Source organism: Allobosea sp. 10L422, from assembly GCF_056395345.1.
In genome coordinates this window covers 39,246-62,341 of sequence record NZ_JBFTJI010000016.1, presented here as the reverse complement: position 1 = coordinate 62,341, position 23,096 = coordinate 39,246, and the positions used below count along the sequence as shown (strand labels likewise).

The 23,096-nt window shown below is 63.2% G+C and carries 19 protein-coding genes and 5 pseudogenes; 8 read left to right on the top strand and 16 right to left on the bottom strand.

Annotation, left to right across the window (positions count from 1 at the left end):
- Positions 1-22: 22 nt before the first annotated feature.
- The 6 genes from AC1DEZ_RS24980 to AC1DEZ_RS24955 all read right to left on the bottom strand — a co-directional run bounded on the left by AC1DEZ_RS24980 (position 23) and on the right by AC1DEZ_RS24955 (position 6,609).
- Positions 23-667, bottom strand: coding sequence for an ABC transporter substrate-binding protein (locus tag AC1DEZ_RS24980; RefSeq protein WP_476780954.1), 645 nt, complete (start codon positions 665-667; stop codon positions 23-25).
- On the bottom strand, positions 568-1,611 hold the full coding sequence (locus AC1DEZ_RS24975; protein WP_476780953.1) for an ABC transporter substrate-binding protein: 1,044 nt from the start codon (positions 1,609-1,611) through the stop codon (positions 568-570). The genes AC1DEZ_RS24980 and AC1DEZ_RS24975 overlap by 100 nt, the downstream gene beginning before the upstream one ends.
- Positions 1,612-1,675: 64 nt before the next feature.
- Positions 1,676-3,367 (bottom strand): M28 family metallopeptidase, encoded by a 1,692-nt coding sequence (locus AC1DEZ_RS24970; protein WP_476780952.1) that lies wholly within the window; start codon positions 3,365-3,367, stop codon positions 1,676-1,678.
- 71 nt (positions 3,368-3,438) lie between these two features.
- Positions 3,439-4,989, bottom strand: coding sequence for an ABC transporter substrate-binding protein (locus AC1DEZ_RS24965; RefSeq protein WP_476780951.1), 1,551 nt, complete (start codon positions 4,987-4,989; stop codon positions 3,439-3,441).
- Position 4,990: 1 nt separating this feature from the next.
- A complete protein-coding gene (locus tag AC1DEZ_RS24960) occupies positions 4,991-5,788 on the bottom strand; it encodes a polysaccharide deacetylase family protein (protein WP_476780950.1) in 798 nt (265 codons plus the stop codon).
- On the bottom strand, positions 5,785-6,609 hold the full coding sequence (locus AC1DEZ_RS24955; RefSeq protein ID WP_476780949.1) for a polysaccharide deacetylase family protein: 825 nt from the start codon (positions 6,607-6,609) through the stop codon (positions 5,785-5,787). Before AC1DEZ_RS24955 ends, AC1DEZ_RS24960 begins: the two co-directional genes overlap by 4 nt.
- Before the next feature lie 212 nt (positions 6,610-6,821).
- On the opposite strand from AC1DEZ_RS24955, the gene AC1DEZ_RS24950 reads away from it, so the two are divergent.
- The 3 genes from AC1DEZ_RS24950 to AC1DEZ_RS24940 all read left to right on the top strand — a co-directional run bounded on the left by AC1DEZ_RS24950 (position 6,822) and on the right by AC1DEZ_RS24940 (position 10,681).
- Entirely contained in the window at positions 6,822-7,610 is a 789-nt protein-coding gene (locus AC1DEZ_RS24950; protein ID WP_476780948.1) for an IclR family transcriptional regulator, read from the top strand.
- Between the two features lie 61 nt (positions 7,611-7,671).
- Complete coding sequence (locus AC1DEZ_RS24945) at positions 7,672-9,375, top strand: M28 family peptidase (protein WP_476780947.1); 1,704 nt, start codon at positions 7,672-7,674, stop codon at positions 9,373-9,375.
- Between the two features lie 1,009 nt (positions 9,376-10,384).
- A complete protein-coding gene (locus AC1DEZ_RS24940; protein WP_476780946.1) occupies positions 10,385-10,681 on the top strand; it encodes a SemiSWEET family sugar transporter in 297 nt (98 codons plus the stop codon).
- Between the two features lie 30 nt (positions 10,682-10,711).
- Here the strand turns inward: AC1DEZ_RS24940 and xth are convergent.
- The 3 genes and pseudogenes from xth to AC1DEZ_RS24925 all read right to left on the bottom strand — a co-directional run bounded on the left by xth (position 10,712) and on the right by AC1DEZ_RS24925 (position 12,372).
- Positions 10,712-11,486: pseudogene (gene xth / locus AC1DEZ_RS24935) on the bottom strand (exodeoxyribonuclease III).
- Between the two features lie 186 nt (positions 11,487-11,672).
- Positions 11,673-11,897: pseudogene (locus tag AC1DEZ_RS24930) on the bottom strand (dienelactone hydrolase family protein); the annotation flags it as partial.
- 235 nt (positions 11,898-12,132) lie between these two features.
- Entirely contained in the window at positions 12,133-12,372 is a 240-nt protein-coding gene (locus tag AC1DEZ_RS24925; RefSeq protein WP_476780945.1) for a DUF2171 domain-containing protein, read from the bottom strand.
- A gap of 246 nt (positions 12,373-12,618) precedes the next feature.
- On the opposite strand from AC1DEZ_RS24925, the pseudogene AC1DEZ_RS24920 reads away from it, so the two are divergent.
- Positions 12,619-12,873, top strand: a pseudogene (locus AC1DEZ_RS24920) (flavodoxin family protein); the annotation flags it as partial.
- A gap of 81 nt (positions 12,874-12,954) precedes the next feature.
- On the opposite strand, the gene AC1DEZ_RS24915 reads toward AC1DEZ_RS24920, so the two are convergent.
- The 6 genes and pseudogenes from AC1DEZ_RS24915 to AC1DEZ_RS24890 all read right to left on the bottom strand — a co-directional run bounded on the left by AC1DEZ_RS24915 (position 12,955) and on the right by AC1DEZ_RS24890 (position 17,124).
- The gene (locus AC1DEZ_RS24915; RefSeq protein WP_441514156.1) at positions 12,955-13,899 is read right to left on the bottom strand and encodes a cation diffusion facilitator family transporter; all 945 of its coding nucleotides are present in this window, start codon (positions 13,897-13,899) and stop codon (positions 12,955-12,957) included.
- Positions 13,900-14,004: 105 nt separating this feature from the next.
- A pseudogene (locus AC1DEZ_RS24910) lies at positions 14,005-14,518 on the bottom strand (DUF763 domain-containing protein); the annotation flags it as partial.
- A 120-nt stretch (positions 14,519-14,638) separates the two neighbouring features.
- Entirely contained in the window at positions 14,639-15,709 is a 1,071-nt protein-coding gene (locus AC1DEZ_RS24905; RefSeq protein WP_476780944.1) for an ROK family protein, read from the bottom strand.
- A 162-nt stretch (positions 15,710-15,871) separates the two neighbouring features.
- Positions 15,872-16,123, bottom strand: coding sequence for a DUF6894 family protein (locus AC1DEZ_RS24900; protein WP_476780943.1), 252 nt, complete (start codon positions 16,121-16,123; stop codon positions 15,872-15,874).
- A gap of 143 nt (positions 16,124-16,266) precedes the next feature.
- Positions 16,267-16,803, bottom strand: a complete 537-nt coding sequence (locus AC1DEZ_RS24895; RefSeq protein WP_476780942.1) for a hypothetical protein — start codon at positions 16,801-16,803, stop codon at positions 16,267-16,269.
- A gap of 18 nt (positions 16,804-16,821) precedes the next feature.
- Positions 16,822-17,124, bottom strand: coding sequence for a hypothetical protein (locus AC1DEZ_RS24890; protein ID WP_476780941.1), 303 nt, complete (start codon positions 17,122-17,124; stop codon positions 16,822-16,824).
- Between the two features lie 162 nt (positions 17,125-17,286).
- On the opposite strand from AC1DEZ_RS24890, the gene AC1DEZ_RS24885 reads away from it, so the two are divergent.
- The gene (locus tag AC1DEZ_RS24885; protein WP_476780966.1) at positions 17,287-18,582 is read left to right on the top strand and encodes an NRAMP family divalent metal transporter; all 1,296 of its coding nucleotides are present in this window, start codon (positions 17,287-17,289) and stop codon (positions 18,580-18,582) included.
- A 225-nt stretch (positions 18,583-18,807) separates the two neighbouring features.
- On the opposite strand, the gene AC1DEZ_RS24880 is transcribed toward AC1DEZ_RS24885, so the two are convergent.
- Positions 18,808-19,050 (bottom strand): cysteine hydrolase family protein, encoded by a 243-nt coding sequence (locus tag AC1DEZ_RS24880; protein ID WP_476780965.1) that lies wholly within the window; start codon positions 19,048-19,050, stop codon positions 18,808-18,810.
- Between the two features lie 554 nt (positions 19,051-19,604).
- Here AC1DEZ_RS24880 and AC1DEZ_RS24875 point away from each other — a divergent pair.
- The 3 genes and pseudogenes from AC1DEZ_RS24875 (at position 19,605) to AC1DEZ_RS24865 (ending at position 22,844) form a co-directional block, all read left to right on the top strand.
- Positions 19,605-20,069 (top strand): annotated as a pseudogene (locus tag AC1DEZ_RS24875) (YciE/YciF ferroxidase family protein).
- A 212-nt stretch (positions 20,070-20,281) separates the two neighbouring features.
- On the top strand, positions 20,282-20,410 hold the full coding sequence (locus AC1DEZ_RS24870; RefSeq protein ID WP_476780940.1) for a putative glycolipid-binding domain-containing protein: 129 nt from the start codon (positions 20,282-20,284) through the stop codon (positions 20,408-20,410).
- A gap of 337 nt (positions 20,411-20,747) precedes the next feature.
- Complete coding sequence (locus tag AC1DEZ_RS24865; protein ID WP_476780939.1) at positions 20,748-22,844, top strand: catalase; 2,097 nt, start codon at positions 20,748-20,750, stop codon at positions 22,842-22,844.
- Positions 22,845-23,096 lie beyond the last annotated feature (252 nt).

The following is a 23,096-nucleotide window of genomic DNA, read 5'->3' as shown; positions in this document are numbered from 1 at the left end:
TCATGCCGCAGGGAGGGCGAGATCAGCCACGACGGATGTTCCAGAACACCGTCGCAGTCGGCACACGATCGACCAGGTACTTTTTAAGCGCGGTCTGGCGGTAGATGGCGCCGAGCGGAATGGCCGGGAGCTCATCCATCCCGACGACCTGCATCTCCTGCGCGGTGCGCTTGCGGTCGTCGACAGATGGCGAATTGAGCCAGGCGTCGCGGAGTTCTTCCAGCTTCGGAATAGTGGGCCAGCCGAACCACGCGTTGCGCCCGTTGCCGCGCAGCATGATGTTGGTGCCGGGATCGACGAACCAGGCGCCGGGGAAGAGCCAGCAGCTCAACGACCAGCCGCCCTTGTCGATCGGCTCTTCGGAGCGGCGGCGCTGGGCGACGGAAGCATTGTCGAGAAGCGCGATATCCAGGTTCAGGCCGAGCTTGCCAAGCATGTCCGCCGCGACCTGGGCCAGCGGGGTGGTCGAAGCCGGGCTGTCAGCGGCGCCAAGCAGGCGAACCCGCTCGTTGGCATAGCCAGCCTCCTTCAGGAGCTGCCGGGCCTTCTCGATGCTGCGGGGACCTTTCAGCGGGTCGAGGCCGGCATCGCTGGCGAGCGCCGTGCCGGGTGGGAAGAACCCGCTGCCGGTCGCGAAGTTCTGCGGGTTGGTGCCGGCGACGGACATGCAGAACTCTGGTCGATTGCGGGGAGCAATGCCTGGCGAATCTTCTTGTTGTTGAACGGGGCATGCAGGGCATTGATCCGCATCATCGCCATCGAGGGGATGTCCTCGAGGCGCGGCAGGTCGATATCCTTGAAGCCGGCCAGCAGCTCGACCGTTTCCGACGTCGGTCCGCCGATCCAATCGACATCACCGGTCTGGAGCGCCGCGGCGGCCGTTGCGGCGTCGGGAATGCGGCGCCATTCGACACGATCGAAATGGACCATCTTCGGACCTGCGGTGAGGCCGCGTGCCGTGCTGGGCGTCGGCTGGTAGCCCTGGAATTTCTCGAACACCGTAAGATTGCCGAGCAGGAACTCATCCGCCTTGAACTTGAACGGGCCGGAGCCGGTCCGATCGGTGATCTGCGTCTTCACATCCGTCTGGGCGACGCGCTCGGGCATGATGAGAGGCACGGGAGCGCTGAGCTGCCCCAGCACTGCGGGCAGGATCGGGAAGGGGAGCTTGAGGCGGAAACGCAGCGTCCGGTCGTCGACCGCGACGAGTTCGTCCGTCAGCGCGAATAGCGTCGCGCCCATCGGCGCAGACTGCGACCAACGCTTCAGGCTGGCGACGCAATCGCGAGCCCGGATCGGTTCTCCGTCATGGAAGGTGATGTTGCTGCGCAGCGTGATGGTGCAGCTACGCCCGTCATCGCCCCAGAGCAGGCCTTCGGCAAGTTGCGGCTGGGGCTGGAAGTTCGCGTCCAGCCCGAACAGCGTATCGTAGATCATGTAGCCGTAGTCGCGGGTGATATCGACCGTCGACCACATCGGGTCAAAGATCGTCAGGTCCGTATACGGCACGAACCGAAGCACTTTCTGCCGGGCGGATTGCGACAGGGCCGGAGCGCTAATGCCGGCGAGTGCGGCAGCGGCGCCGGCTTTGATGAAGCTACGACGATCCATGATGATCCCCTGTTGGTTTGTGCGGCCGTGAACGCCGCAGCGATTGGTCGAAGGCCGGATTGGATCAGGGCACGCCGTTGCGCGCGGCCTCGACCAGGTCGATCGCCTCGGACAGACCATGTGCGATGCGGTTGGCGCGCTGGCGCAGCTGCACCCGCGCCATCCGGGCGGCATCGGCATCGAGGCGATCCAGCGTCAGCGCCGCCGCCAGTCCCGGCAGAATGCGGCTGGCCCTGCCGAGGTCGAACTCGAAAGCGCTGCGCGCGTGATACAGAACCGGGTTGAGATGGCGGCCGAGCCGCAGAAGGACCCGGTCGTCGGCCGCGGTCGGCGCCCAGCCCGCGAGCCCGTCGGAGAGCTTTTCCGCTAGGTCGGTCAGGCGTGCGATATCGTCCAGCGCCGGGGCGGCTTCGCGATACGCGCGCAAGCCCGCGAGCACGTCGCGGGCCATGGCTGCGGGCTTGAAGGGCAGGGCGGGAGCATCGATCAATCCCGCGACAAGATTCCGGTAGATCAGCGTGTCGATGGCCAGGACATCGGCATCCATGTGGTCGATCGTGTCCTGATCGGTGTGCCACCACCAGGCTAGGCCGCTGCCGTGCAGGTGATCCGGGCTGGCAGCCGGCAGAAAGGCGCTGACCTGGGCCGTGGCGAGCCCGATGCCGCTAAAGCTCTGGTCCGAGTTTCGGGCCGAGCGCCGGGGATCGATATAGGGATCGAGCCGCTTGACCGAGCGGTCGACGAAATCCTCTTCCTCCTGCGTCTGCTTGCCGACCGTTCCGTCAAGAACCTGCCTGACGTAATCGGACAGTTCGGCGGTGGTGTTTCGCAGGGCCTTGGTGGTGCCGCTCCGGCTGCCGACGATATCGACGTTGAGATAGGCGATCGCGTCGCGATGGAGCGAGTCGCGAAACGCATCCGCGTACCAGGACGAGCCGGCATAGCCGCCCTGTTCGTGCCCGGTCCAGAAAGCGAACTTGATGCCATAGCGGGGCTTGGGCTTTTGCTTCAGCAGCCGCGCGAGCTCGATCAGCAGGGCGACGCCGGCCGTGTTGTCGGTCGCCCCGTCGCCCCATGTGCAGTAATGCGCGCCGAGCAGGACGTAGCCCGGCTCCCGCCCCTTGATCTCGCCGACGGGCTGCTGAGCGACGCGCCATTCCGTGCGGATGTCGCTGGTCATCGTGACCTGCGCGCCGCTTGCGATGGCCTGTTCCAGAGCGGCGGCGGCATCGTTCGAAACCTGAATCGCGGGCACGCTCGGCAGCAGGGCGAGATCGGCCGGGCCTGTCGGCGCGCCCCAGAGCGGCGAGGCCTGGACATAATGGCGCTGCGGACCATGCGAGATGGCGATGACGCCGAGCGCGCCGGCCTTCTGCGCGCTGATGCAGGCGTCGTAGCGCGGCAACCCGTCGATCACCAGAAAGGCGCCGTTCAGGTCTGCCGGTTCCAGAGAGCGGGTGACGCGGCCGTTCAGCTTGTCGGCAGAGGACGTGAAGGCGGAGCCATTGGCCGCAAGCACGGTCCCGGCAACCGTCAGGGATGCATTCACCGGCCAACTGACGAAGGCGTCGAGCTCCAGCACTTCGTTGGCGACCCCCGCGGATGCGAGCTGCTCGCAGATGAAGCGGCAGGCCGCCGCGGCGCTCTCGGAACCCGGCAGCTTTCGTCCAAGCCCAGCCAGCGCGGCGACCGTCTCCTGCAGCCTCTGCGTGGAGATGCCGGCAGCTACCGGGTCATTCACTATTGCAACAGTCATTGGGCCCTCGGCCGTGATTGCAGTCGGTGTCCGAAGCGAGGGCTGGCGCCCTCGTTCCGATCGGAAAGGGTTCAGGGCGCGACCGAAACATTCCAGTAGCGCGGCTTCTGGCCAGGCCAGGATTGGAAGCCGCTGACGTTCTTCCGGATGGCCACCGTCGTGGCGCGCGTACCCCAGACGACGAGGGGCGCTTCCGCCATCTGCAGGCGGTGCAGCTCGTCATAGAGCGCCTGCTTGTCCTGGCCGTCATCGGCAAGGACAAGCTTCTTGAGGAGCTCCTTCGAGGCAGGGCTGTCCCAGACTTTGTCGGCCTGGCGCGCCTTGTCGCCGGTGAAGCGTTCGACGATGAAGAGCGGATCGAGATAGGGCGTGAGGTTCCAGACCATCATCTGGTAGCGCCCGCTGTAGAAGCGCTCGAACTGGGTCGCGAATTCCAGGATCTCGACATCGACATTGAGGCCGACGGCCTGCAGCATCGACTGGAGATAGATCGCCGTATCGGCCATCACAGGCGACGCCTTGCTGGTGATCAGGGCGATCCGTTCGCCCTTGTAGCCGGAGGCCTTGATCAGGGCGCGGGCCTTGTCGGGGTCGTACTCGGCGCCGCTGCGCTGGACCTTGGCGTAATATTTGCTCGTCAGCGGGATCAGCGACGGAGAGGCGATGCTGGCGTCGTCCAGCACAGCCTTGGCGAGGCTCGTACGATCGATCGCGTGGCTGATTGCCTGACGGATCCGCGGATCGGCCAGCACCGGATCGCGGGATTGCAGCGGGATCGTGTAAATGCCGGCGACCGGCGTGGTGACGACCGTGACGTTCTTGTCGTTGGCGAAGTCCTTGATCGAGGCCGCGTCGACATCGGCCCAGAGATCGAGCTTGCCCTGCAGGATGCCGAGCTTCGCGACCTGCGCGTCCGGCACGAGATCGATCCTGACCTTCTCGACCTTCGCTTCTTTCGCGCCGGAAAGCCCATCCGAGGCTTCCGTCCGCGACTTGTAGTCTGCGAATTTCGTGAGTTCGATGAACTGGCCCTTGCGCCATTCGGACATTTTAAAGGGGCCGGTGCCGATCGCCGTCACCCAGTTGCCGGCGGCATCGACTGCGTCGGGATGGGCGATGCCGGCGGAATCGCAGTCACCGCGAGCCATGGCGCTGAGAAAGGAGCCGCTGCGCTCGGCGAGCTGGAATTCGACGCGGCGCTCGTCGAGCGCCTTGACTGTTTCGATCTTGGTTGCGTTCGTCCCGTTGAAGGCGCCGCGGCACGGCCACGCGGATTTGGGGTCGAGGAAACGCTCCCAGGTCCAGACGACTTCCTTCGTCGTCAGAGGCGCGCCGTTGTGAAACTTGATGCCGTCGCGGAGGGTGAAGACATAGGTCTTGCCGTCGGCGGAGATGTCGATCTTCTCGGCCAGCATGGGGGCGACGCTGCCATCGGCGCGCCACGCGACCAGGCCCTCGTAGATGTTCTGGAGGACGCTCCCCGTCGCGGTATCGGGGCTGCGGCCGGGCATAACACCCCGGATGTCGGACGTGAGCATCGTCCGCAGCGTCTGGGCCGAGGCGGAAGCTCCCGGCACCGCGATGGCGGCCAATCCGAGGGCGAGGGCTGCAAAGGCGCGCATCTCAATCTCCGGTCGTGTCAGATGTCGGCGCGATGCCGATCGTGCGGAAACGCTGCGCCAGTTCGGTGCAGAGCAGAGGCCGGGCTCCCTGTGCCTCGGCCAGCCCGACAAGGCGCCGGATCATGGGCAGGCGCGCGGCGCGGCCGACGCCGATATCGGCGCGCGGGTGGAAGGTGAGGCAGGCGTAGTCATCAACGGCGAGCAAGGCCGATAGCTCCTCGCGCATCAGTTCCTCGGCGCGGTCCTGCGTGACGCGTCGGCGGAAATGCGTGGCGTCGGTCAACCCTTCCGAGATCGGCAGCTCGACCATCCCGTCACCGCCATGCCCGCCCAATCCGTAGGGGCAGTCATCATCGAGGAAGCTGGAATCGTAGAGATAGCCGAGGCTCCGGAGGATCGGGATCGTATGGGGCGACAGGGTGCCGGCCGGAGAGCGAAAGCCGCGCGGCGTCGCTCCGCTCAGGCGAAGCAGCGTCTCATGTGCCTCGCCGATCGCTGCGGTTTCCGCCTCGCGATCCAAGGCTGCGTGGTCTTCGAAGGCGCGGCCGTGGCTGGCGACCTCGTGGCCGTCCCGCAGGCAGCGCTCGACCAGGTGAGGCAGCTTTTCGGCTTCCGTAGCGGGCCAGAAAAACGTCGCGGGAAGCCCGCCTTCGCGCAGGGCGTCGAGCAGGCGGGCCAGGCCGATGCGATAGGTGTAGCGGCCATGGGCATCGCGGCCGAAGAGCTCCGCTTCCGGAGTGCTTGCGGCCTCCGGGCCAATGCCGTGCACGTTCACGGTGATGAGCAGGGAGCCGGTCATGCCCGTGTCTCCTGCCAGCGGGAGGGTTCGCTCAGGCAGTATTCCGCGAGTTCGCGGCAGGTCATGAAGCGGATGCCGGGCGTCGCCCTTGCGTGAGCCAGGAAGCGGTCGACCGCCGCCGCCCGCGCCGGCGTGCCCGAGCCGCCGCCTGCCCGGGGATGCACGGTCAGGTGGACATAGCCGTCGCGATCGAGCGCGGCGTCGAACTCCTGCAGGAAGTTGCGCTCGACCTCCGCAGCCGAGGCGCCGCCCGTGAAATACATCGGGAAATCGTCGAGCGAGACGGTATTGTTCGGCAGGATCATGAAGCCATCCTCCAGCAGGTAGGGGATGTCCTCGTCCTTCTCGCTCGCGTCGTAGATATAGCCGAGGCGTCGCAGCGTCGGCAGCGTCAGCCGGCTCTTGCGCCCCGATGGCGAACACCAGCCGACTGGCGTCTGGCCGAAACCTTCAAGAATCCGGTGCGTCTTTTCGAGCAGCTCCGGTTCTCTCTCGCCGAGGTCGAAACCCTCGTGCTGGTAGCCATGGGCGGCGACCTCATGCCCTGCCTGCTGAATATCAAAAAACGGCTCCGGCCAATGCTCGGCATCATAGCCGCAGCAGAAGAAGGTCGCCTTCACGCCGTGGCGTTCCAGCATGTCGAGATAGCGCCGGATGCCGCGCCGCAGCGCGTAACTGCCGCGGCTATGGATGCCCAGCGCGTTCTGCCCGCGTCCCGCTTCGACGGCCGGGCCATCGACATGGATCGTGACGCAGACGACGGCTCTGGCGTCATCGGGCCAGCGGATCCGGCCAAAGCGGTCTTTCGCGTCTGAAACCATCGGCTGTTCGTTCCCTGCGATCTCGATAGCGCGGCCCATGTCGGGGGCGCAGCCAACGGTCGATTTCGAGGGAGCTTGCGTCGGACTTGCGTCGATGTCAAATTATTGAACCGATGGTTCATCTATCGAACCATGTGGCATTGTGCTAGTGGCGAACTTCACGCGAGGTTAGCCCCGCCAGCTTGGGGCCGAGCAGAAGGAGAGCGCCGAAGATGCGTGCGACCCCGCCCAAGGAGATTGAGAAGTATCGGGTCGATGCCGTCGACGCCGCGCTCGGCGTTCTGCAGCTCATTGCGGAAACGCCTGATCTCGGCCTTTCCGAGATCACGCGGCGCTCAGGGCAGAGCAAGGCGAGGGTCTACCGGCTGCTGTGCAGCCTCGAGGCCAGCAATTTCGTCAGCTCGACCCCCGAACGGCGCACCTATCGGCTGGGGCTGGCCGCGCTGGCGATCGGCAATGCGGCGGAGCGGCAGATCGATATCGCGAGAATTGCTGGGCCGATCATCGCGAAGCTCGGAAGCGGCACGGGCGAAACCGTCCAGCTTCGCGTTCGCGACGGCCGCAACAGTCTCTGCGTGGCGGGCTGGGAACCGGAACGAGCGGTGAAAGTGCTGGCGGGAATCGGTGGCAGCAGGCCCATGCATGCCGGTTCGGGCGTCGTCCTTCTCGCTTTTCAGGATGAGGGCTTCCGGGAGACGCTGCTCAGCGAGCCACTGAAAGCATTCACGGACCGGACCTGCGTCGATCCCGATCGGCTCCGGCAGGTGCTCGCGCAGGTTCGCGACCAGGGCTTTTATGTCAGCCATGGCGAGGTGAGCCCCGACCTGATCTCGATCTCAGCGCCGGTAATGGGCTCCGACGGCAAGATCATCGCGACGATCCATATCGGTGCGCCGACCGGCCGAGTAAGCGAGAGCCTTCTTCCCACTCTGGTCGAGACCGTTCGCAGCGCCGCCCGAGAGATTTCGGCGCTGCTCGCGGCCTCTCGAAGCGCCGGTTGAGCGTGCCGGCCCTATCCGCGCAGAAGCAAGAGACAAGGGTGCCATCGCCATGGCCATAGCAATGCAAGCTGAAGACGGCCTGGAACCTGCGCCTGTCGACGAAGTGTCCGCGGCCCGCATGATGGCAGGGCTCGAAACCCTGGCTCAGTGGTCGAAACTGGCCGGAACAGCCGGGGAGGCGGCCAGCTTTTCGTGGATCAAGGAGCAGCTGGACGGGCTCGGCCTGCGAACCGAGCTCATCCAGCATGACGCCTATATCAGCATTCCCGGGCCGGCCCGGCTCGTCGTCGATGGACGAACGATACCGGCAATCACGCATTCGATGTCGCTGCCTTCGCCGGGCGATGGGCTGGTGGGGGCGCTCATCGATCTCGGCGACGGCTCGCGTGCAGCCTTTGCCGAACGGGATGTCCGCGGGCGGATCGTTCTGGTCGATGGGATCGCAAGCCCCGGTATAGCCCTGCTGGCCTCGCAGGCGGGTGCGGCGGGCGTTGTGCAGATCAGCCCCCACCATCTGCTGCACGAGATGTGCATCTCGCCGATCTGGGGCAATCCGTCGATAGATACGCGTTCAGCCCTGCCGAGTGTCGTCGTGCTGACGATCGGAAATGCGGATGGCGAAGCCCTCCGGAAAGCTCTGCAGGATGCTGCGGTGGAGGTCACGCTTCATGCGGAGGTGGATACCGGCTGGCGCAAAACCCCGCTTCTCGTCGGCGATCTGCCGCTAGCCGAGGATCCGCCAGGACCTTTCATCCTGCTCTCATGCCATGTCGATACTTGGTTCAAGGGCGTGATGGACAACGGCTCCGCGAATATCGTGATGCTTGAGGTCCTGCGGCTGTGCCTGGAGCATCGGGAGGCTTGGCGCCGGGGCATTCGTATCTGCTTCTGGTCCGGGCATTCCCAGGGGCGCTATTCCGGATCGGCCTGGTATGCCGACAATCATTGGGCGGAGCTCGACGCACGCTGCGCGGCCCATGTGAATCTCGACAGCCCCGGAGGAATCGGAGCGAAAGATCTGACCCGGACGGGAGCGGCCGGTGGGCTTTTTGGCATCGCAGAGGCCGCGATCGCGGAGGAGACCGGGCAAAAGCTGGCCGGGCGCCGCAAGGCACGCTCGGCCGACGATTCTTTCCCGGGAATCGGCATCCCCTCCGTTTTCGGGAGCCTCAGCCTGCAGGAGCCGGGCGCGCTGAAAATGCGCAACGATCTCGGCTGGTGGTGGCATACCGAACACGACCTGCTCGACAAGGTGGATCCCGATCTGCTGGTACGGGACGCGCGGATCGTGCTGCGCGTCGTGCTGGACCTCCTGACGCGAGAGCGGCTGCCGATCGACTATACCAACCAGCTGGCCGATCTCGCCGGCGAACTGGATCGCTTCGGGGATCGCCCTGAGATCCCGCCGCATCTCCGCAAGGCCATCGGCAATGCGAGAGCTCTGGCCCTGGATCTCGCGGGCTTCGATATCCTGGCGCTCGACGCTTCGGTGCATGATCGCGCGGTCATGCGGCTCAGCCGCATTATCGTTCCGCTCGACTACACCCGGGGGAATCGCTTCGTACACGATGCCGCGCTTTCGCTGTCATCCTGGCCGGTTCTCGATCCGCTCCGGCGACTTGCTTCCTGCGCGGCTGGAGACGAGGCCCGGTTTGCGGAAGTCGATGCGGTGCGTGCGCTAAATCACTTGACCCACAGCCTTACCGAAGCATCGCGCCTGCTGGCGGCCGCCTCGGATCCGCCAACCGATCCGGCCGGAGTCTGACAGCACGAATGCTGGGGTTTCGACCGGTGAGCCCCGGCTGCACTGGGACGGGCACGATGCGAAACGGCATACAGCTCGCCACCGACATCTATCTACATCCGGCGAGGCATCCAACCGGAGAGCAAGCAGGCACCATGTGGCGCTGCGCGGACAGAGAGATAAGCGCTGCTCTGGTTCCCACAAGGTCGCGGACCGAGATCTTCTCCGGGAAGGAACGGTACAGGCTTAGCAGCGTTCAACCTTCGCACTGACAGTTGACGTAGGCACCCATGGCAGATCCACAGAGCCCGGCAGTCGAGAGTCTCCGGCAGGAGCAAAAGTCTCAAAAGAAAGCAGAGCGGGCGCTCACCTCCGATCAGAAGCTCGAACAGGCCCTCAAAGACACCTTTCCCGCGAGCGACCCTGTGGCCCAGCAGGTGCCCACGACACCGGGCGCCGCGGAGGAGGAGAAATGATCCGGGCAGCGGTCTTCAGCCTGGCTGGTGCCTGGGTTGCCGGGAAGGTGGGAAGGGGCGAAATCCCCGAGCGCCTTGCGGTTCCGATAACGCTACTGGCGACACGGCTTCCCACGCCCCTGATCCTCGCGGGCGCCATTGGCTACGCCTGGTATCGCATGAGTCAGGAGACGCGGGCGAGGGTGGCGGAGGAAGAGCAGCCGGAACGCCCGGCCCGGTCGGCGGCGGGGCAGGGCGCAAAATCTCGCACAAGCCAAGCGCGGAAGGGAATGCGGCGGCCTCGGAAGCCCTCACCTGAAGAGGCTGCCGATGTTTAAGTTGTTTCTGGAAATGTCGATGCTGGCATTCGAGGCGCAGCAGGCCATCTGGCTCCGGAGCATGAAGATCGCCTCAGGTGGTCGTGCTGCCGAGCGCGAGATCAGTCGGAAAAGACCTGCGCCGCACAGAATGCCGTGTTGAAGGCCGTTACCGGAACTGGTGCTGTTGGAATTGCTCGCGGCTATCGACGAAAGGTCCGGGCGAATGTTCGGCGACTGTAGAGGTAGGTTTTCGACGTGAATTGGATCGCCGTGGCCGGCACCCTCGCAGCGCTGTGTTCTACCATCAGCTTTGTCCCGCAGGCTTGGCGTATTGTCCGGACACGCGACACGGGGGCAATCTCTACCGTGACATATAGCCTGACTGTGACTGGCTTCGCTCTCTGGACGGCATATGGAATCGGTCTGGGCGAATGGCCACTTATCGTCACGAACAGCATATGCTTTGTGCTGTCGGCGTTCATCCTGGTGATGACGCTGCTGCCTCAGGCTAAAAAGGAGGCGGTGGCCGACACGGTCGATCCGGCTTCCTAACGCAGATGGGCTCGCTGCTCGGCCAGCATGTCATCCAAGTTCGATCATGACTGGGGCATGGTCGCTAGTATGTTCCCAGCCGCGCGGCGACCGTCGAACCTCCGCACGCTTGAGTGTTGCAGCCAAAGCAGGGCTTAGCAGGAGATGGTCGATCCGCAGCCCTGCGTCGCGTTCGAACGAGTTCCGCCAGTACTTCCAGAACGTGTAGATGCGCTCTCTCGGATGAAGGTGCCTGACGGCGTCCGTCCAACCCTGTTCGAGGAGCTTAGTATATGCCGTCCTCACCTGGGGTCGAAAGAGCGCGTCATCTCGCCATCGCCCGGGTGCGTAAACATCGAGCTACGTCGGCATGACATTAAAATCGCCTACGAGCGCGACCGGTACCTACCTCCAGGGAGAGCAGCTCCTGGGCGTAGGCATGCAGTCGCCCAAACCAGCGCAGTTTATATTCGAACTTGGGGCCGGGGGAAGGATTCCCGTTGGGGAGATAGAGACACCCGATCAGTACCCCGTTGACCGCCGCCTCGATGTACCGGCTATGTCTGTCATCAGGATCTCCCGGTAGCCCCCGGCGCGTGAGAACCGGGGATGACCCCTTCGCGAGGATAGCTACACCATTCCAGCTCTTCTGGCCGTGCCAAACCGCCGCGTAGCCCGCTTGCTGCAATTCGTGCTCGGGAAAGCGATCGTCTGAGCATTTAAGCTCTTGCAGGCACACGACGTCGGGGCGGTCCTGCTTGAGCCACTGGAGAAGAACGGACAACCGACCGTTGATGCCGTTCACATTGTAGGTTGCGATCTTCACGGCTCTCCCACACGCGAAACCGGCAATCGTCAAAGGTTCTCGCGCAGGAACGCTTGTGTCCTCGATATTGCATCCAACTCGCCAGGGAGAAACCATGTCCATTGGCGTTGAACCGTTCCCCCGCTGCTTTTGACCAATCTCTCGATGGCCCCGGCGTTAGACACAGGCACCACTCGGTCCGCTTCCCTATGCAGGATGAGCGTAGGGGGCAGCGAGGCTCGCTCCAAGCCCGGCGGCAGGAATCCGAAAGTCGACGACAGCTTTAACCCTGCGATCGCGTGCCGCCAGAGCCAGGACCAATGCACCGCCCAGCGAGGAGCCGACAACGCCGAGACGGGCCTGGTGATCGCCGGTGATTGACTCGATCGCTTCCAGCCACACCGGGAACCTGCTCTTGATTTCACCGTAGCGGGCCGATCGCCGGTGGCCTCGAAGTACCGCGGGAGCAGGACGTTGTAGCCGGCCCCCGCGATCATGTTTGCGGCAAACTCATATCGGCCGCTATTCGTCAGGCCGTCTGAGCCATAAAGGAGAATGACGGTGCCTCCAGAGGCACTTGGGCCAAAGCGGTCAACCGCGACGCTCACCTGGGCTGGCCCAGCGACGATGGTCGCGCCGACTCCAGCAACAAAATGGCGTCGGTCCATTACTCGGTCGCCTCAGACCATCTCTCCTTGGCTTCCGCCGCCGGGACGATCAGCTTGATCGTATCGTGCTCGAGGGCAACGACGAGCGCCAGGTCGAGATAGTGGTGGGCTCCGCCCGACTCCGGATCATTCTTCTTCAGCTTGACGAGCTGGCCGCTAAGGGCGTCGACGGTTCCGACATGCTCTCCATCGAATCCGATCACCCCCTGGCCTTCCTTGATTTGCTCAACGAACAGCATCGCTTGGTCTCCTGGCTCGACCTCTCCGAACGGCAACGGAGCATTGGGCACCGAGGGTCCAACACACGTATCGGAACCGTCATCGTGGATGCGGAAGGATTCCGGTGTGTCGATTGCGGCGCTCCTATCGCTACTGAACCTTCGATTATGCGGCCCCGCGAGCGATGCCCAAAGTGCCTCACCTGATCGATCGTGCTTTTCGGATCACGGAGGGGGAACGTCGCGTGACCTGCGTGACACATTCCAGATTCGGGATCCCGTGGTGCCTATGGCAAGGTCGCTGCCGTCGCCGGCGTGGGCAACGAGGATGGAGCCCATCACGTCTCCGCTGAAATCGCTCAGGCATTGTTTGATGTCGGGTTCACCATCGTGGCCGCTGGGCCGACATATTGGGTCGGCGAAGCCAGGGGCAGCATGAATTTCATCGATCTCGACGAGATTTCAGAAACGACCGCCATGACAAACCGGATGCTCGCTCGGAATGCGGCCCACCTCGCTTGACTGCTGAAGCGGCATTCCTATCCGGGGTATTGAGGCAACCCGCGCTGCCTATGGTAGCACCGCCGTCGGCGATCTAAATTTTCACTCGACCAGCTTGGCGCGCCGCTTTCGCCACGTGGTGGAAGTCTGCGGCTTCACAAATACCGAGACGATGTCGGAGCGGCGCTTCCTGAGCCTCGCTTCGATGCGCTCCACGCAATCCTCGATGTCAACGGTCGATCGATCGTCCTTGAATTCAAGGCTCAGCGCCACGACGATCTGATCTGGGCCCAGATGGACTGTTGTCATGCCGTTGACACGCTCGACATCTGGATCTCCGTCGACCGCCGCCCTGATCTCTTCCTGGACGTGGGGCAAAGCCGCTTCCCCGATCAGCAGCGCCTTACTCTCGCGCGCCAAAAGCATTGCCGTCATCGCCAGAATGACGCCGATCAAGATCGACGCCACGCCGTCGAGCTCGGGTCGCTCGAAATAGGCTGCTGCCGTGATGCCGATGAAGGCGATGAACAAGCCGAGCAAGGCTGCGGTATCTTCGAACAGCACCGTGAAGACGCTCGGATCCTTGCTTTGTCGGACCGCGGCGAAGTAGCTCAGCGAGCCCTTGGCGATCTTGAATTCCTTCAACGCAACCCGCCAGGAATAGCCTTCGAACAGGGCCGAGAAAACGAGCACGAGATAGTTCGCGGTCAGGTTCGTCGCCGGATGCGGGGCGATAACATGGGCCACTCCCTCATAGAGCGATACGCCGGCCCCGACTGCGAAGACTAGGAGCGCAACAACAAAGCTCCAAAAATAGAGCTCGCGGCCGTGGCCGAAGGGATGCGTGAGATCGGGCGGCCGCGCGGCCCGGTTGAGGCCGTAGAGCAAAAGCGCGCCATTGCCGGTGTCGACCAGGGAGTGAACGCCCTCCGACAGCATCGCCGAGCTGCCGGTCCAGGCTGCCGCGACGAATTTCGTCGTCGCGATCAGCAGATTTCCTGCCAGCGCTGCATAGATGACTTTCCGTGATCCCGAATGTGTCGCCATCTAGCTCCCCGCCTCAGCGCAACAAGCTGCAGCGGTGGCTGTTCCCTTGACCCGACGCGTGAAATGTATCCCACGAAAGCAAATGATAAGGGCGGAGCCCTCGGCCTAGAGCTGCCGACGCATTGCTCTGACGTTTTCGCCTTGTGCAGTCCCGGGCGTTTCCCAGCCAAAGACACTTCGGCCGCCGTATTCCGCGGACCGGCGGCGCTCCTCAGCGACATATTCGACGAGCGTCGGCCCGGTCGTACTACGCTCCAGCCGACGGCTCTCACTGTCCAGCCGCGCAATGGCGGCAAAGGCGGTCGTCCTCGCCAAGCTTCGCCCGATCGACGGCCGAGCGCAGGACAGCGATGGTCTGGTCGTAGACCTTTGTCGGCACAGCGAAGGGCTGCCGGTCCTTGCCGCCATGGGCGAGAGAGAAGCGCGCTGGATCACTGAAACGGCAGGGCGCGCCATGCAGTACTTCCGCGACCATCGCCAGGGACCGCACCGTGCGCGCGCCGATGCCGGGTACGAGCAGCAGCTCGGAAAAGTCTTCTGGCCCCCGATCTGCCGCGGCAGCCAATGCCCCATGGAGGCGTCGTGTCACGATGTCCTCGGGCCTGACATCGTGGTGGGAGCGAACGGCGTTGGAACTTAGAGCGGTTCACTTCGTTCAAGCGAGCACCCCGAGGGCGCGGAAAGCCGCTCGACCCTCGGAAATCCTCCTAGGAATCGCGGGTGCGACATCCCCGAGCCTTCAGCTCCGTTTTGAGGATTTGGCGCGGTTCTCGTAGCTGGCGTTCCCCAGCCCCGTTCCGATCGTGAGAACGCCCCAGTTTTTGACGTCCTGCATGAATGGCATTTCGCTCAAGCCTTGAATGACCGCGTCGTTATGCATGGTGACCATCGTTTCGTGCTCGCCAATGGTCGGCACCGTTTCGCGAACGCTGTCGATTAGGTTGAAACGACTGCTTTCCCAGTTGCCTGGCAAGTTCTGCGCCCCGCGGTCGATGCTGCCGTCGGGCTGGATGATGCCGGGACACCCAATGCCGATAAAGGGTGCGACCTTGAGGGCTGCTTTCTCCGCGGCCTCGATTTGACTTCTAATCATCTCGCCAAGGCGCTCGACCGCCTCGTCGCGATTGGTCGTCTCGTCGGCGTGCCGCCACAACTCAAAGGTCGCGACCTTCGCTTTGCTGAGATCTATCGCCTTCGTCTGTCGAAGCTCGACGATCCCGGCCCGAATGTTCGATCCTCCGATGTCGACCGCCACCAGGCTGTCGAAGGCCTCGAACATCCATTTTGGAGCGATATGAGCATTGCCCAGTAGACCCGCCTCATCCGGGCCGTGACGGATCGGCACCAACTCAACCGGATGCTGCTCCGTGCGCAGGATGATCCCGGCCCGTCCTATGGCCAGCTCGCCGACGCGGCTCTGGCGAAAGCCTCCCCCTACGACGATGCGCTCAACTGCCGACCAAGCCTTGAAGCGACAGAAGCGACGGACGACCGAGGCCAGGGCCTCCGCGTACTTCTCGATCGCACTGTGAACCAGCGCCGCCGCCTCGGCATCGTCGCCCGCCAGGATCGCGTCGAGATCCTTCTTCTTTAGCTCATCACTCGGCTTATCGATCGGGTCCTCGCCGGTCTCCCGGAATGCCGCTCGTAACTCCTCGAGATGCTCAAAGATCGCTCCGCGCCTTGCCTTGTCTCCGACGAAGCCGTCCTCGTCACGGGCTTCCAGATTGTAGCTTGTGACAATGACCGAGGGCAGCTGGGCGGCTCCGTTGCGACCGTCCGCCGGGGTCGACTTCGCACTTTTTGCCATGAGAGCCTCGTCGGTGAGACAAACTCAACCGGTCAGGAGGAGCGGGGTTCCAACGCAGATCGGCCGCCCCATAGTGAACTCATTCGGGATCAGGGTCGGCCCCTTTCTCGCTGCATGAACCCGATCGGGCACATGTACGCTGGGTGCTCACGAGAAGCACCGTCACGTTCCTGATCGGGTACGGACCGAATCTGTGACGTCTGCGGATTCGAATGAAATCCGACCGCGATAGACGGGGCGCTCACCCGCCTGGACCAACATCGTTATTTCGCAATTGTCGGTTTCGGTCAGCGCATCGTGGGCAGCTTCAGCGAACGCCGTCCGAGCTTCCTGCCGAGCAGCCTTGTCGTCCGGAAGATCCAAATCGACGAAGTGCGATCCACCGTTATTCGTGATGAAGCGGTACATTGGCATGGGAAGAATCCTGAGGAAGTCACTCCTCCAATCGCAACGCCCCGGCCCTGGTTCCCCAAAATGACAACCTGGACAAGAGAACCGAAGCGATGCAGGCCGGCGGATGGCCGCCGACCTGCCTGACGTTCTACTGTGCACCGTTTTCAGATCACGGGACGCTGATAGGGATCTGCGGTCTCGTCGAAGCGGCTCCAGCCGCCAGCGCGATACTCGGCCAGGCGCTCATCACGATTGATCGGCGTGGCACCATCTAGAATGGCCTCAATCGCAGGCACCTGTTCCTCGGCGGCGCGAACAGACACGACCGATCCGCCGCGGCGGACGGTCTCGGCGTAGTAGTTCGCTTCCTCTTCGCTGTGGCCGGCGCTCGTCAGTGCGCCGACGATGCCGCCGGCGGCGCCGCCGACGGCCGCGCCCGCAGCGGTAGACGCCAGCCAGCCAGCCGCGACCACCGGCCCGATGCCGGGAATGGCGAGCAGCCCGATACCTGCAAGCAGGCCTGCGGCGCCACCCAGCGCGGCACCGATGCCTGCGCCTTCGCCAGCATTGCTATCGTCGGCCTTTTGATGGCGGCCGATGAGGCTGATGTCTGAGGAGCTCACACCGGCGGCTTCGAGCTGGCCGACGACGGCGCGAGCGGCCTCGTAGCTGTCATAGGAACGGGTCAGGGTCTGGGTCATGATTCGTTTCTCCTATGATTAGTTGCGGGTGATGTTGCCGCGATAGTCGACCGAGACACCGACCGTGGCGCCGCTATGGGTCGCGCTGCCCTTCCAGACGCCGTTGTCGTCCTTCTTGAGTTCGCTGATGTTGGTGTATCCATTCGCCTCGAGGCGGCTCTTGGCCTGGCCTTCGGTGAAGCTGTTGGCTCCCGGCAGCGGCGCATTCTTGTCGGCATCCGCCTTCGGCGCCGGCATGGGCGAGGTGGTCGAGGTCTGGGCATACGCGCCGAACGGCGCCGTCGCCGCCAGGATGGTGAGTAGGATCAGCTGCTTTCTCATTGGAGAAGCCCCCTAACTGGACGCGGCCTAGGCCGCAGGATGCCTCTCGAACCGCTGGGCTGCCGTTTCTGTTCCCGAGCGCATTGTGCGGCGGAACGAAGCCGGCTGCAGACTGTTGTTCCCGCGCTCTCCGGGAACAACGCCATGACCAGTCTCTCCGAAATGCCGTCCCTGCCTCCCGCGAAGCGGTCGATTTCATGGAAAGGATGGCGAGGCGCTGCTGTCTTCAAGCAGCTCGGGCCCGGACTCATAACCGGTGCGGCCGACGATGACCCCTCGGGGATCGCGACCTATTCGCAAGCCGGAGCGCAATTCGGCTACAACATGCTCTGGACGATGGCGTTGACCTATCCCCTGATGTCTGCCGTGCAGCTCGTTAGCGCCCAGATAGGTCGCGTCACCGGCTGCGGCCTGGCGCAGAACCTCAAGAAGGTCATGCCGAAATGGGCGGTGCTCGGCCTGGTCGGCCTGCTTTTCATCGCTAACACCATCAACATCGGCGCGAACTTGGCCGCCATGGGTGCGGCCGGCTCGCTCGCCATTGGCGGCCCGAGCGCGCTTTACACCGTCGTGCTGGCTAGCATTTCGCTCACATTGCAGCTCTTCATTTCCTACGAGACCTACGCCAATTACCTCAAATGGCTGACGCTGGTGCTGCTCGCCTACGTCGCCGTGATCTTTATCGTGAAGATCGACTGGCCCGCGGTTGGGGCAGGCTTCGTCATACCCAAGCTGACGCTGTCCGGAGACACCGTGACGATGGTGGTCGCGATCTTCGGCACGACCATCAGCCCCTACCTGCTGTTCTGGCAAAGCAGCCAGGAGGTCGAGGAGATCGACCGCAAGGATGAGGACAAGCCCCTCAAGAAAGCACCTGAGCAAGCGGATCGTCAGTTTCAACGGATCCGTCTGGACACCTTTGCCGGGATGGCGGTGTCGAACCTCGTCGCGATCGCCATCATCATCAGCACGGCTGCGACGCTGCATGCCAGCGGGAAGACCGAGATCGGAAGCGCGGCCGACGCGGCAGAAGCGCTTCGGCCGATCGCCGGTGATTTCGCCTTCGAGCTCTTCAGCCTCGGCATCATCGGCACGGGCTTGCTCTCATTGCCGGTGCTCGCGGGCTCGGTCGCGTATGCGTTCGGTGAAGCGCAGGGCTGGAAATGCGGCCTGGAAAACAAGCCTTGGGAAGCCGTCGGCTTCTACTCGGTCATAGCAGCAGCCACTCTCCTCGGCGTGGGTCTCGGCTTTACGCCGATCGATCCGATGAAGGCGTTGTTTTGGAGCGCCGTCGTGAACGGCTTCGTTGCGGTCCCCGTGATGGCAGCGATGATGTGGGTTGGTTCGCAGCGCGATAATATGGGCCGATTCGTTACGAACGGTGCGGTCCGCATTTTTGGTTGGGGAGCGACCATCGTTATGGCGGCTGCCGCCGCATCGATGGCTGTCTTCCACTGATTGGGGCCAGCCCGCGCAAGCAAAGGTCCGGCGCGGAAGGCTCAACCGTCCGGCGCGAACTCTACCGGGAACAGTGCCAAGACGACGACGGCAACCACTACGTCAGTCTGGCGGAACTCCCGGGCATTTCGACAACGTCCTACTCACTGGAAGTCGGCATGCCGGTTCGCCAAGTGGTCGGGGTATCGGGCGACGAGCACATTGATGCTCCACTTCCCCGCTGAATCATTTCACCGCCACTATGCCACCACCCTGCGCCGTGGTACTGGCTTCGATCTGCTCGCTGAAGCGGTTGAGGTAGAGTTCCATCAAGGCGTCATGGGTGGAATCGGCAGAACTACAAAGCGCATCGGTCACGAGAACAACGCGAAGGCCTCGATCGATGGCACCCAGGACGGTTGCCAGGACGCAAACGTCGGTCTCGCCGCCGGATGATGATACGTGCTTCTCGGAGACGAACCGATCCAGGGCCGCTGTCCAGGGAGAATAAACCCTCTTGTCTAGGACGATGGCGGGCGAGACGAAGCGCTCAAGTACCGCGTGAAGGCGAACGGCATCGAGACCGAGATTGTCAAGGGTTACCTCCGCCCAACGTTCTTAATACCGGCGCGACGAACCGATACCGTCTCACGGCCGCGGAGCCGGTATGAAGCGAGTGAACGGCGTACGTTCGGGGTGCGAGCGGGTTATCAGCTCGATCGATGGCAGAACCCTTTCGAGCCAAGGAAAGGCCCATGGATATCCCGGGCCAAAGAGCCGCTGCATATCTACGCACAGGTGGATGCAGTTCTCGCCGAGGGGCCGTTGACCAGGCCGTGCGCGGCCATCGCTCGTCTCCTTCAGACAAAGCAATCGCGAGTTCGGTGCATCTCGGCAGCTAAGCCATCGTCATCATCCAGCTGGAAGGGAGCATGCGGTCCCGTTGCATTCCTCGACCGCGGATTGGGCCCCGGCCGCCGCTGAGCCTCCTCTCCCGGCTGGCCAGGCCGCTGAGGCGTATGAAAGTTCGCCGGCGCTGAAGCATGGCCCTGTGCGAGTGGAGAAACCAGCGCTCCCCGGTCCTGAACCTTTTTCTCGATACGCTCAAGGACATCTACTACGCAGAAAAGCAGATCCTGTAGGCACTGCCCAAGATGGCGCGCAGCGAATTCACCTGAGGTCAAGAAAGCGTTCGAAACCCATCGCGACGAAACCGAAACCCATATCGAGCGGCTCACCGAGGTTTTCGAGATTCTCGGCAAGGCCCCCAGTGGCAAGACCTGCGACGCCATCCTTGGCATCATCGAGGAGTTCGAGGGCAGCCCTGCGATCGATGCTGGCCTGGTCGCCGCCGCCCAGGCGGTCGAGCACTACGAGATTGCCCGCTACGGCACGCTGAAGACCTGGGCAGGGGAACTGGGGCTGCTCAACCAGGCGCCGAAGAAACCAAGATGGACCAGCTCCTGTCCAAAATCGGCATCGGCTCGGCGAACAAGAAAGCCGCCTGATCTCGGTGTCAGTCCATTAACGCCTCCCGGATAGCCCGATCCAACAGATCCCGCGCGATCGGGCCGTTCCGGGAGGCGTTCGGAGAGCAATATGCGGCAACGTTTGTGATCCGAAGATTGGGCGCCGAGTGGTTGCTGAGCGAAGGCGTCACCGAGGCACAGCACTTTCATCGCTCGACGGCAAATCTTAAGATCCGGGCGAACCCCCTAAATTGTGTAAGTGCCTTGATGTCGACATCGGAATGATGCTCGCGACGAACAGGCTGCCGATCAAGACATTGAACATCGAGGTGGCCGAAAGCATGCCGATCAGCGTCGCTTATGCGCCGCTGCCCCCCTAGATCGACGGCGCTTGCCTCCCTCTGCGCGGCTGTCCACATTACGGTTGCACCCGGGCCGACGTTGCCGGCACGAAGGGTTGATCCTGGGCTTTGTTGCGGACCGGGAAATCGATGAGTTTGGGCTCGCCAAGATCACCCGGACTCCTTTCGCCGTATGCCCCATTCTCGATGACGCAGGACCAAGGCCGGGATGCTGGCGCTGTTCGAACCCGAAAGGCCCGGCCGCGCGAAATTCGCCTGCTTTTGAATTGGAAACGTTCGGAACGGTGGCACGGCCGTCGAGTTGAACGACGGACAAGTCGGGCAAACCGCCGACGTGATCGGTCAGGAGACGGTTATGGCGAATTCAAAGGGACGGCACACCGCAGGCGCTAACATTCGACACGGTGAGGGCGGAGAGCTCCACCAAACCACAAGCGCTCCGGATACGCGTATCACTACCAACCATGGCGTGCCGATCAGCGACAATCAGAATTCTCTGAGAGGCGGTCCACGCGGCCCGACCCTGCTGGAGGACTTCGTCCTACGCGAAAAAATCCAGCACTTCGATCACGAGCGCATTCCCGAGCGTATCGTCCATGCTCGCGGATCGGCGGCGCACGGCTTCTTCGAGCTCACGGATTCCCTGGCCGAGTTCACACGGGCGAAGGTGCTCACGGAGGTTGGAGAGAAGACGGAGGTCTTCGCCCGCTTTTCGACGGTTGCGGGCGGCGCGGGGTCCGTCGATACGCCACGGGATGTCCGGGGGTTCGCAGTCAAGTTCTACACGAAGGAAGGCAACTGGGATCTCGTTGGCAACAACATCCCAGTCTTCTTCATCCAGGATGCCATCAAGTTTCCGGACCTCATCCACGCAGTGAAAATGGAGGCCGATCGCGGCTATCCGCAAGCTGCGAGCGCGCACGACACCTTCTGGGATTTCGTCGGCCTCATGCCAGAATCCACCCACATGATCATGTGGGTGATGTCGGATCGCGCCATCCCGCGTTCGCTCAGGATGATCGAGGGTTTCGGCGTCAATACGTTCCGTTTACTCAATGACCGCGACGAGCCGACCTTCGTCAAATTCCACTGGCGGCCCAAGCTCGGCACGCAGTCGACCTGCTGGGACGAGGCGGTGAAGATCGCGGGTGCGGATCCGGACTATCACCGCCGCGATCTGCACGAGGCCATCACCAACGGCGATTTCCCGGAGTGGGAATTCGGTGTGCAATTGCTCAGCCAGGACGACGCGGATGCCCTGCCGTTCGACATTCTCGATGCCACGAAAGTTATCCCCGAGGAGATGATTCCGATCCGGGTAATCGGCCGGATGGTACTGAATCGGAACCCGGACAACTTCTTCGCTGAAACCGAACAGGCAGCCTTCCTTCCGACGAACATGCCTCCGGGAATCGACGTCTCGGACGACCCACTGCTCCAGGGCAGGTTGTTTTCCTACCAGGACACCCAGCTCTCGCGACTCGGCACGGTGAACTTCCACCAGCTTCCGATCAACCGGCCGAAAGGCTGCCCCTTCCAGAACCTCCAGCGCGACGGTCAGATGCAGACCCAGGTGTTTAGCGGACGGGCGAATTACGAGCCGAACAGCCTCGCTGAGGCGGGTGAGGCCGGCGGTCCGCGCGAAGACCCCGCGGGCGGCTTCAGAAGCGCGAGAGTTCCTCTCGCGGGCGATAAGGTTCGCCTGCGCTCAGAGAGCTTCGCTGATCACTACAGCCACGCGCGACTCTTCTATCGGTCGCAAACCGAAATCGAGCAAGCCCATCTCGCCAGCGCACTGGTGTTCGAGCTTTCCAAGGTGACGCTCGACCACGTTCGCAACCGCATTCTGGCGAACCTGGGGAATGTGGACGAGGAACTGGCCCAGCGAGTCGCCGTGGGACTGAACGTCGAGCTGCCACAGCCCTCGAAGCCTGCCATCATGCCGCAGGATATGGAGCCGTCGCCCGCCCTCCGTATTGTCGGAAAATACCCCGAGACCCTCAAGGGACGCGTCGTGGGCATTCTGGTCTCTGAAGGCGCTGACGAGGCGATGGTCGGAGTAATCAGGAGCGCTGTGGAGGCTGATGGAGGGACGATCAAGATTGTCGCGCCCAAGATCGGTGGCGTGACGGTGAAGGGTGGCGGGAAGTTAAAGGCGGATTGCCAACTCGCTGGTTCCCCTTCTGTGATCTTCGATGCGGTTGCTCTCGTGCTATCGGAGGAAGGTTGTGAAGTCCTCTTGAATGAAAGCGCGGCCGTCGATTTTGTCACCAACGCATTCGTTCACCTCAAGGCAATCGGCTTTACATCTGCGGCGAAACCTCTCCTCGACAAGGCGGGCGTTACGGCGGATGCGGGAGTCGTCGATCTGGCTGCGCGGGACGGCGACTTCGTCGCCGTCGCCCGCACGCGGCAGTGGGACCGTGAACCGAAAGTTCGCATGCTTGCGTGACACGAAACGGCGCAACGGTACGGGGGGCGCGCGCGATCGAGCGAGGCAGATTGGCCTCAGAGGGGCTTCTGAAACGACCGAGCGTCGATACCAAAAGAGAGGTGGCAATGACGGCCGACCGGCCGGGCGATGAAGCTGACGCTGACCGCTGTCGTGACGGACGCAGAACTTGAAACCGCTGTCGGCGGCCGAGCCGGGGCGCACGGTCGACTATGTCCGATGGTGCTTGAACAGCGAGGCTTTCGTGACCAG

Excerpts from the sequence above, each read along its gene's own strand:
- AC1DEZ_RS24955 (WP_476780949.1), bottom strand. The coding sequence starts at position 6,609 with ATGGTTTCAGACGCGAAAGACCGCTTTGGCCGGATCCGCTGGCCCGAT.
- AC1DEZ_RS24890 (WP_476780941.1), bottom strand. The coding sequence starts at position 17,124 with ATGAGAAAGCAGCTGATCCTACTCACCATCCTGGCGGCGACGGCGCCG.
- AC1DEZ_RS24950 (WP_476780948.1), top strand. The coding sequence starts at position 6,822 with ATGCGTGCGACCCCGCCCAAGGAGATTGAGAAGTATCGGGTCGATGCC.
- AC1DEZ_RS24865 (WP_476780939.1), top strand. The coding sequence starts at position 20,748 with ATGGCGAATTCAAAGGGACGGCACACCGCAGGCGCTAACATTCGACAC.
- AC1DEZ_RS24915 (WP_441514156.1), bottom strand. The coding sequence starts at position 13,899 with ATGGCGACACATTCGGGATCACGGAAAGTCATCTATGCAGCGCTGGCA.
- AC1DEZ_RS24905 (WP_476780944.1), bottom strand. The coding sequence starts at position 15,709 with ATGGCAAAAAGTGCGAAGTCGACCCCGGCGGACGGTCGCAACGGAGCC.
- AC1DEZ_RS24925 (WP_476780945.1), bottom strand. The coding sequence starts at position 12,372 with ATGCTGTTCGTTGAGCAAATCAAGGAAGGCCAGGGGGTGATCGGATTC.
- AC1DEZ_RS24900 (WP_476780943.1), bottom strand. The coding sequence starts at position 16,123 with ATGCCAATGTACCGCTTCATCACGAATAACGGTGGATCGCACTTCGTC.
- AC1DEZ_RS24965 (WP_476780951.1), bottom strand. The coding sequence starts at position 4,989 with ATGCGCGCCTTTGCAGCCCTCGCCCTCGGATTGGCCGCCATCGCGGTG.
- AC1DEZ_RS24885 (WP_476780966.1), top strand. The coding sequence starts at position 17,287 with ATGCCGTCCCTGCCTCCCGCGAAGCGGTCGATTTCATGGAAAGGATGG.
- AC1DEZ_RS24980 (WP_476780954.1), bottom strand. The coding sequence starts at position 667 with ATGTCCGTCGCCGGCACCAACCCGCAGAACTTCGCGACCGGCAGCGGG.
- AC1DEZ_RS24945 (WP_476780947.1), top strand. The coding sequence starts at position 7,672 with ATGCAAGCTGAAGACGGCCTGGAACCTGCGCCTGTCGACGAAGTGTCC.
- AC1DEZ_RS24975 (WP_476780953.1), bottom strand. The coding sequence starts at position 1,611 with ATGGATCGTCGTAGCTTCATCAAAGCCGGCGCCGCTGCCGCACTCGCC.
- AC1DEZ_RS24970 (WP_476780952.1), bottom strand. The coding sequence starts at position 3,367 with ATGACTGTTGCAATAGTGAATGACCCGGTAGCTGCCGGCATCTCCACG.
- AC1DEZ_RS24960 (WP_476780950.1), bottom strand. The coding sequence starts at position 5,788 with ATGACCGGCTCCCTGCTCATCACCGTGAACGTGCACGGCATTGGCCCG.
- AC1DEZ_RS24895 (WP_476780942.1), bottom strand. The coding sequence starts at position 16,803 with ATGACCCAGACCCTGACCCGTTCCTATGACAGCTACGAGGCCGCTCGC.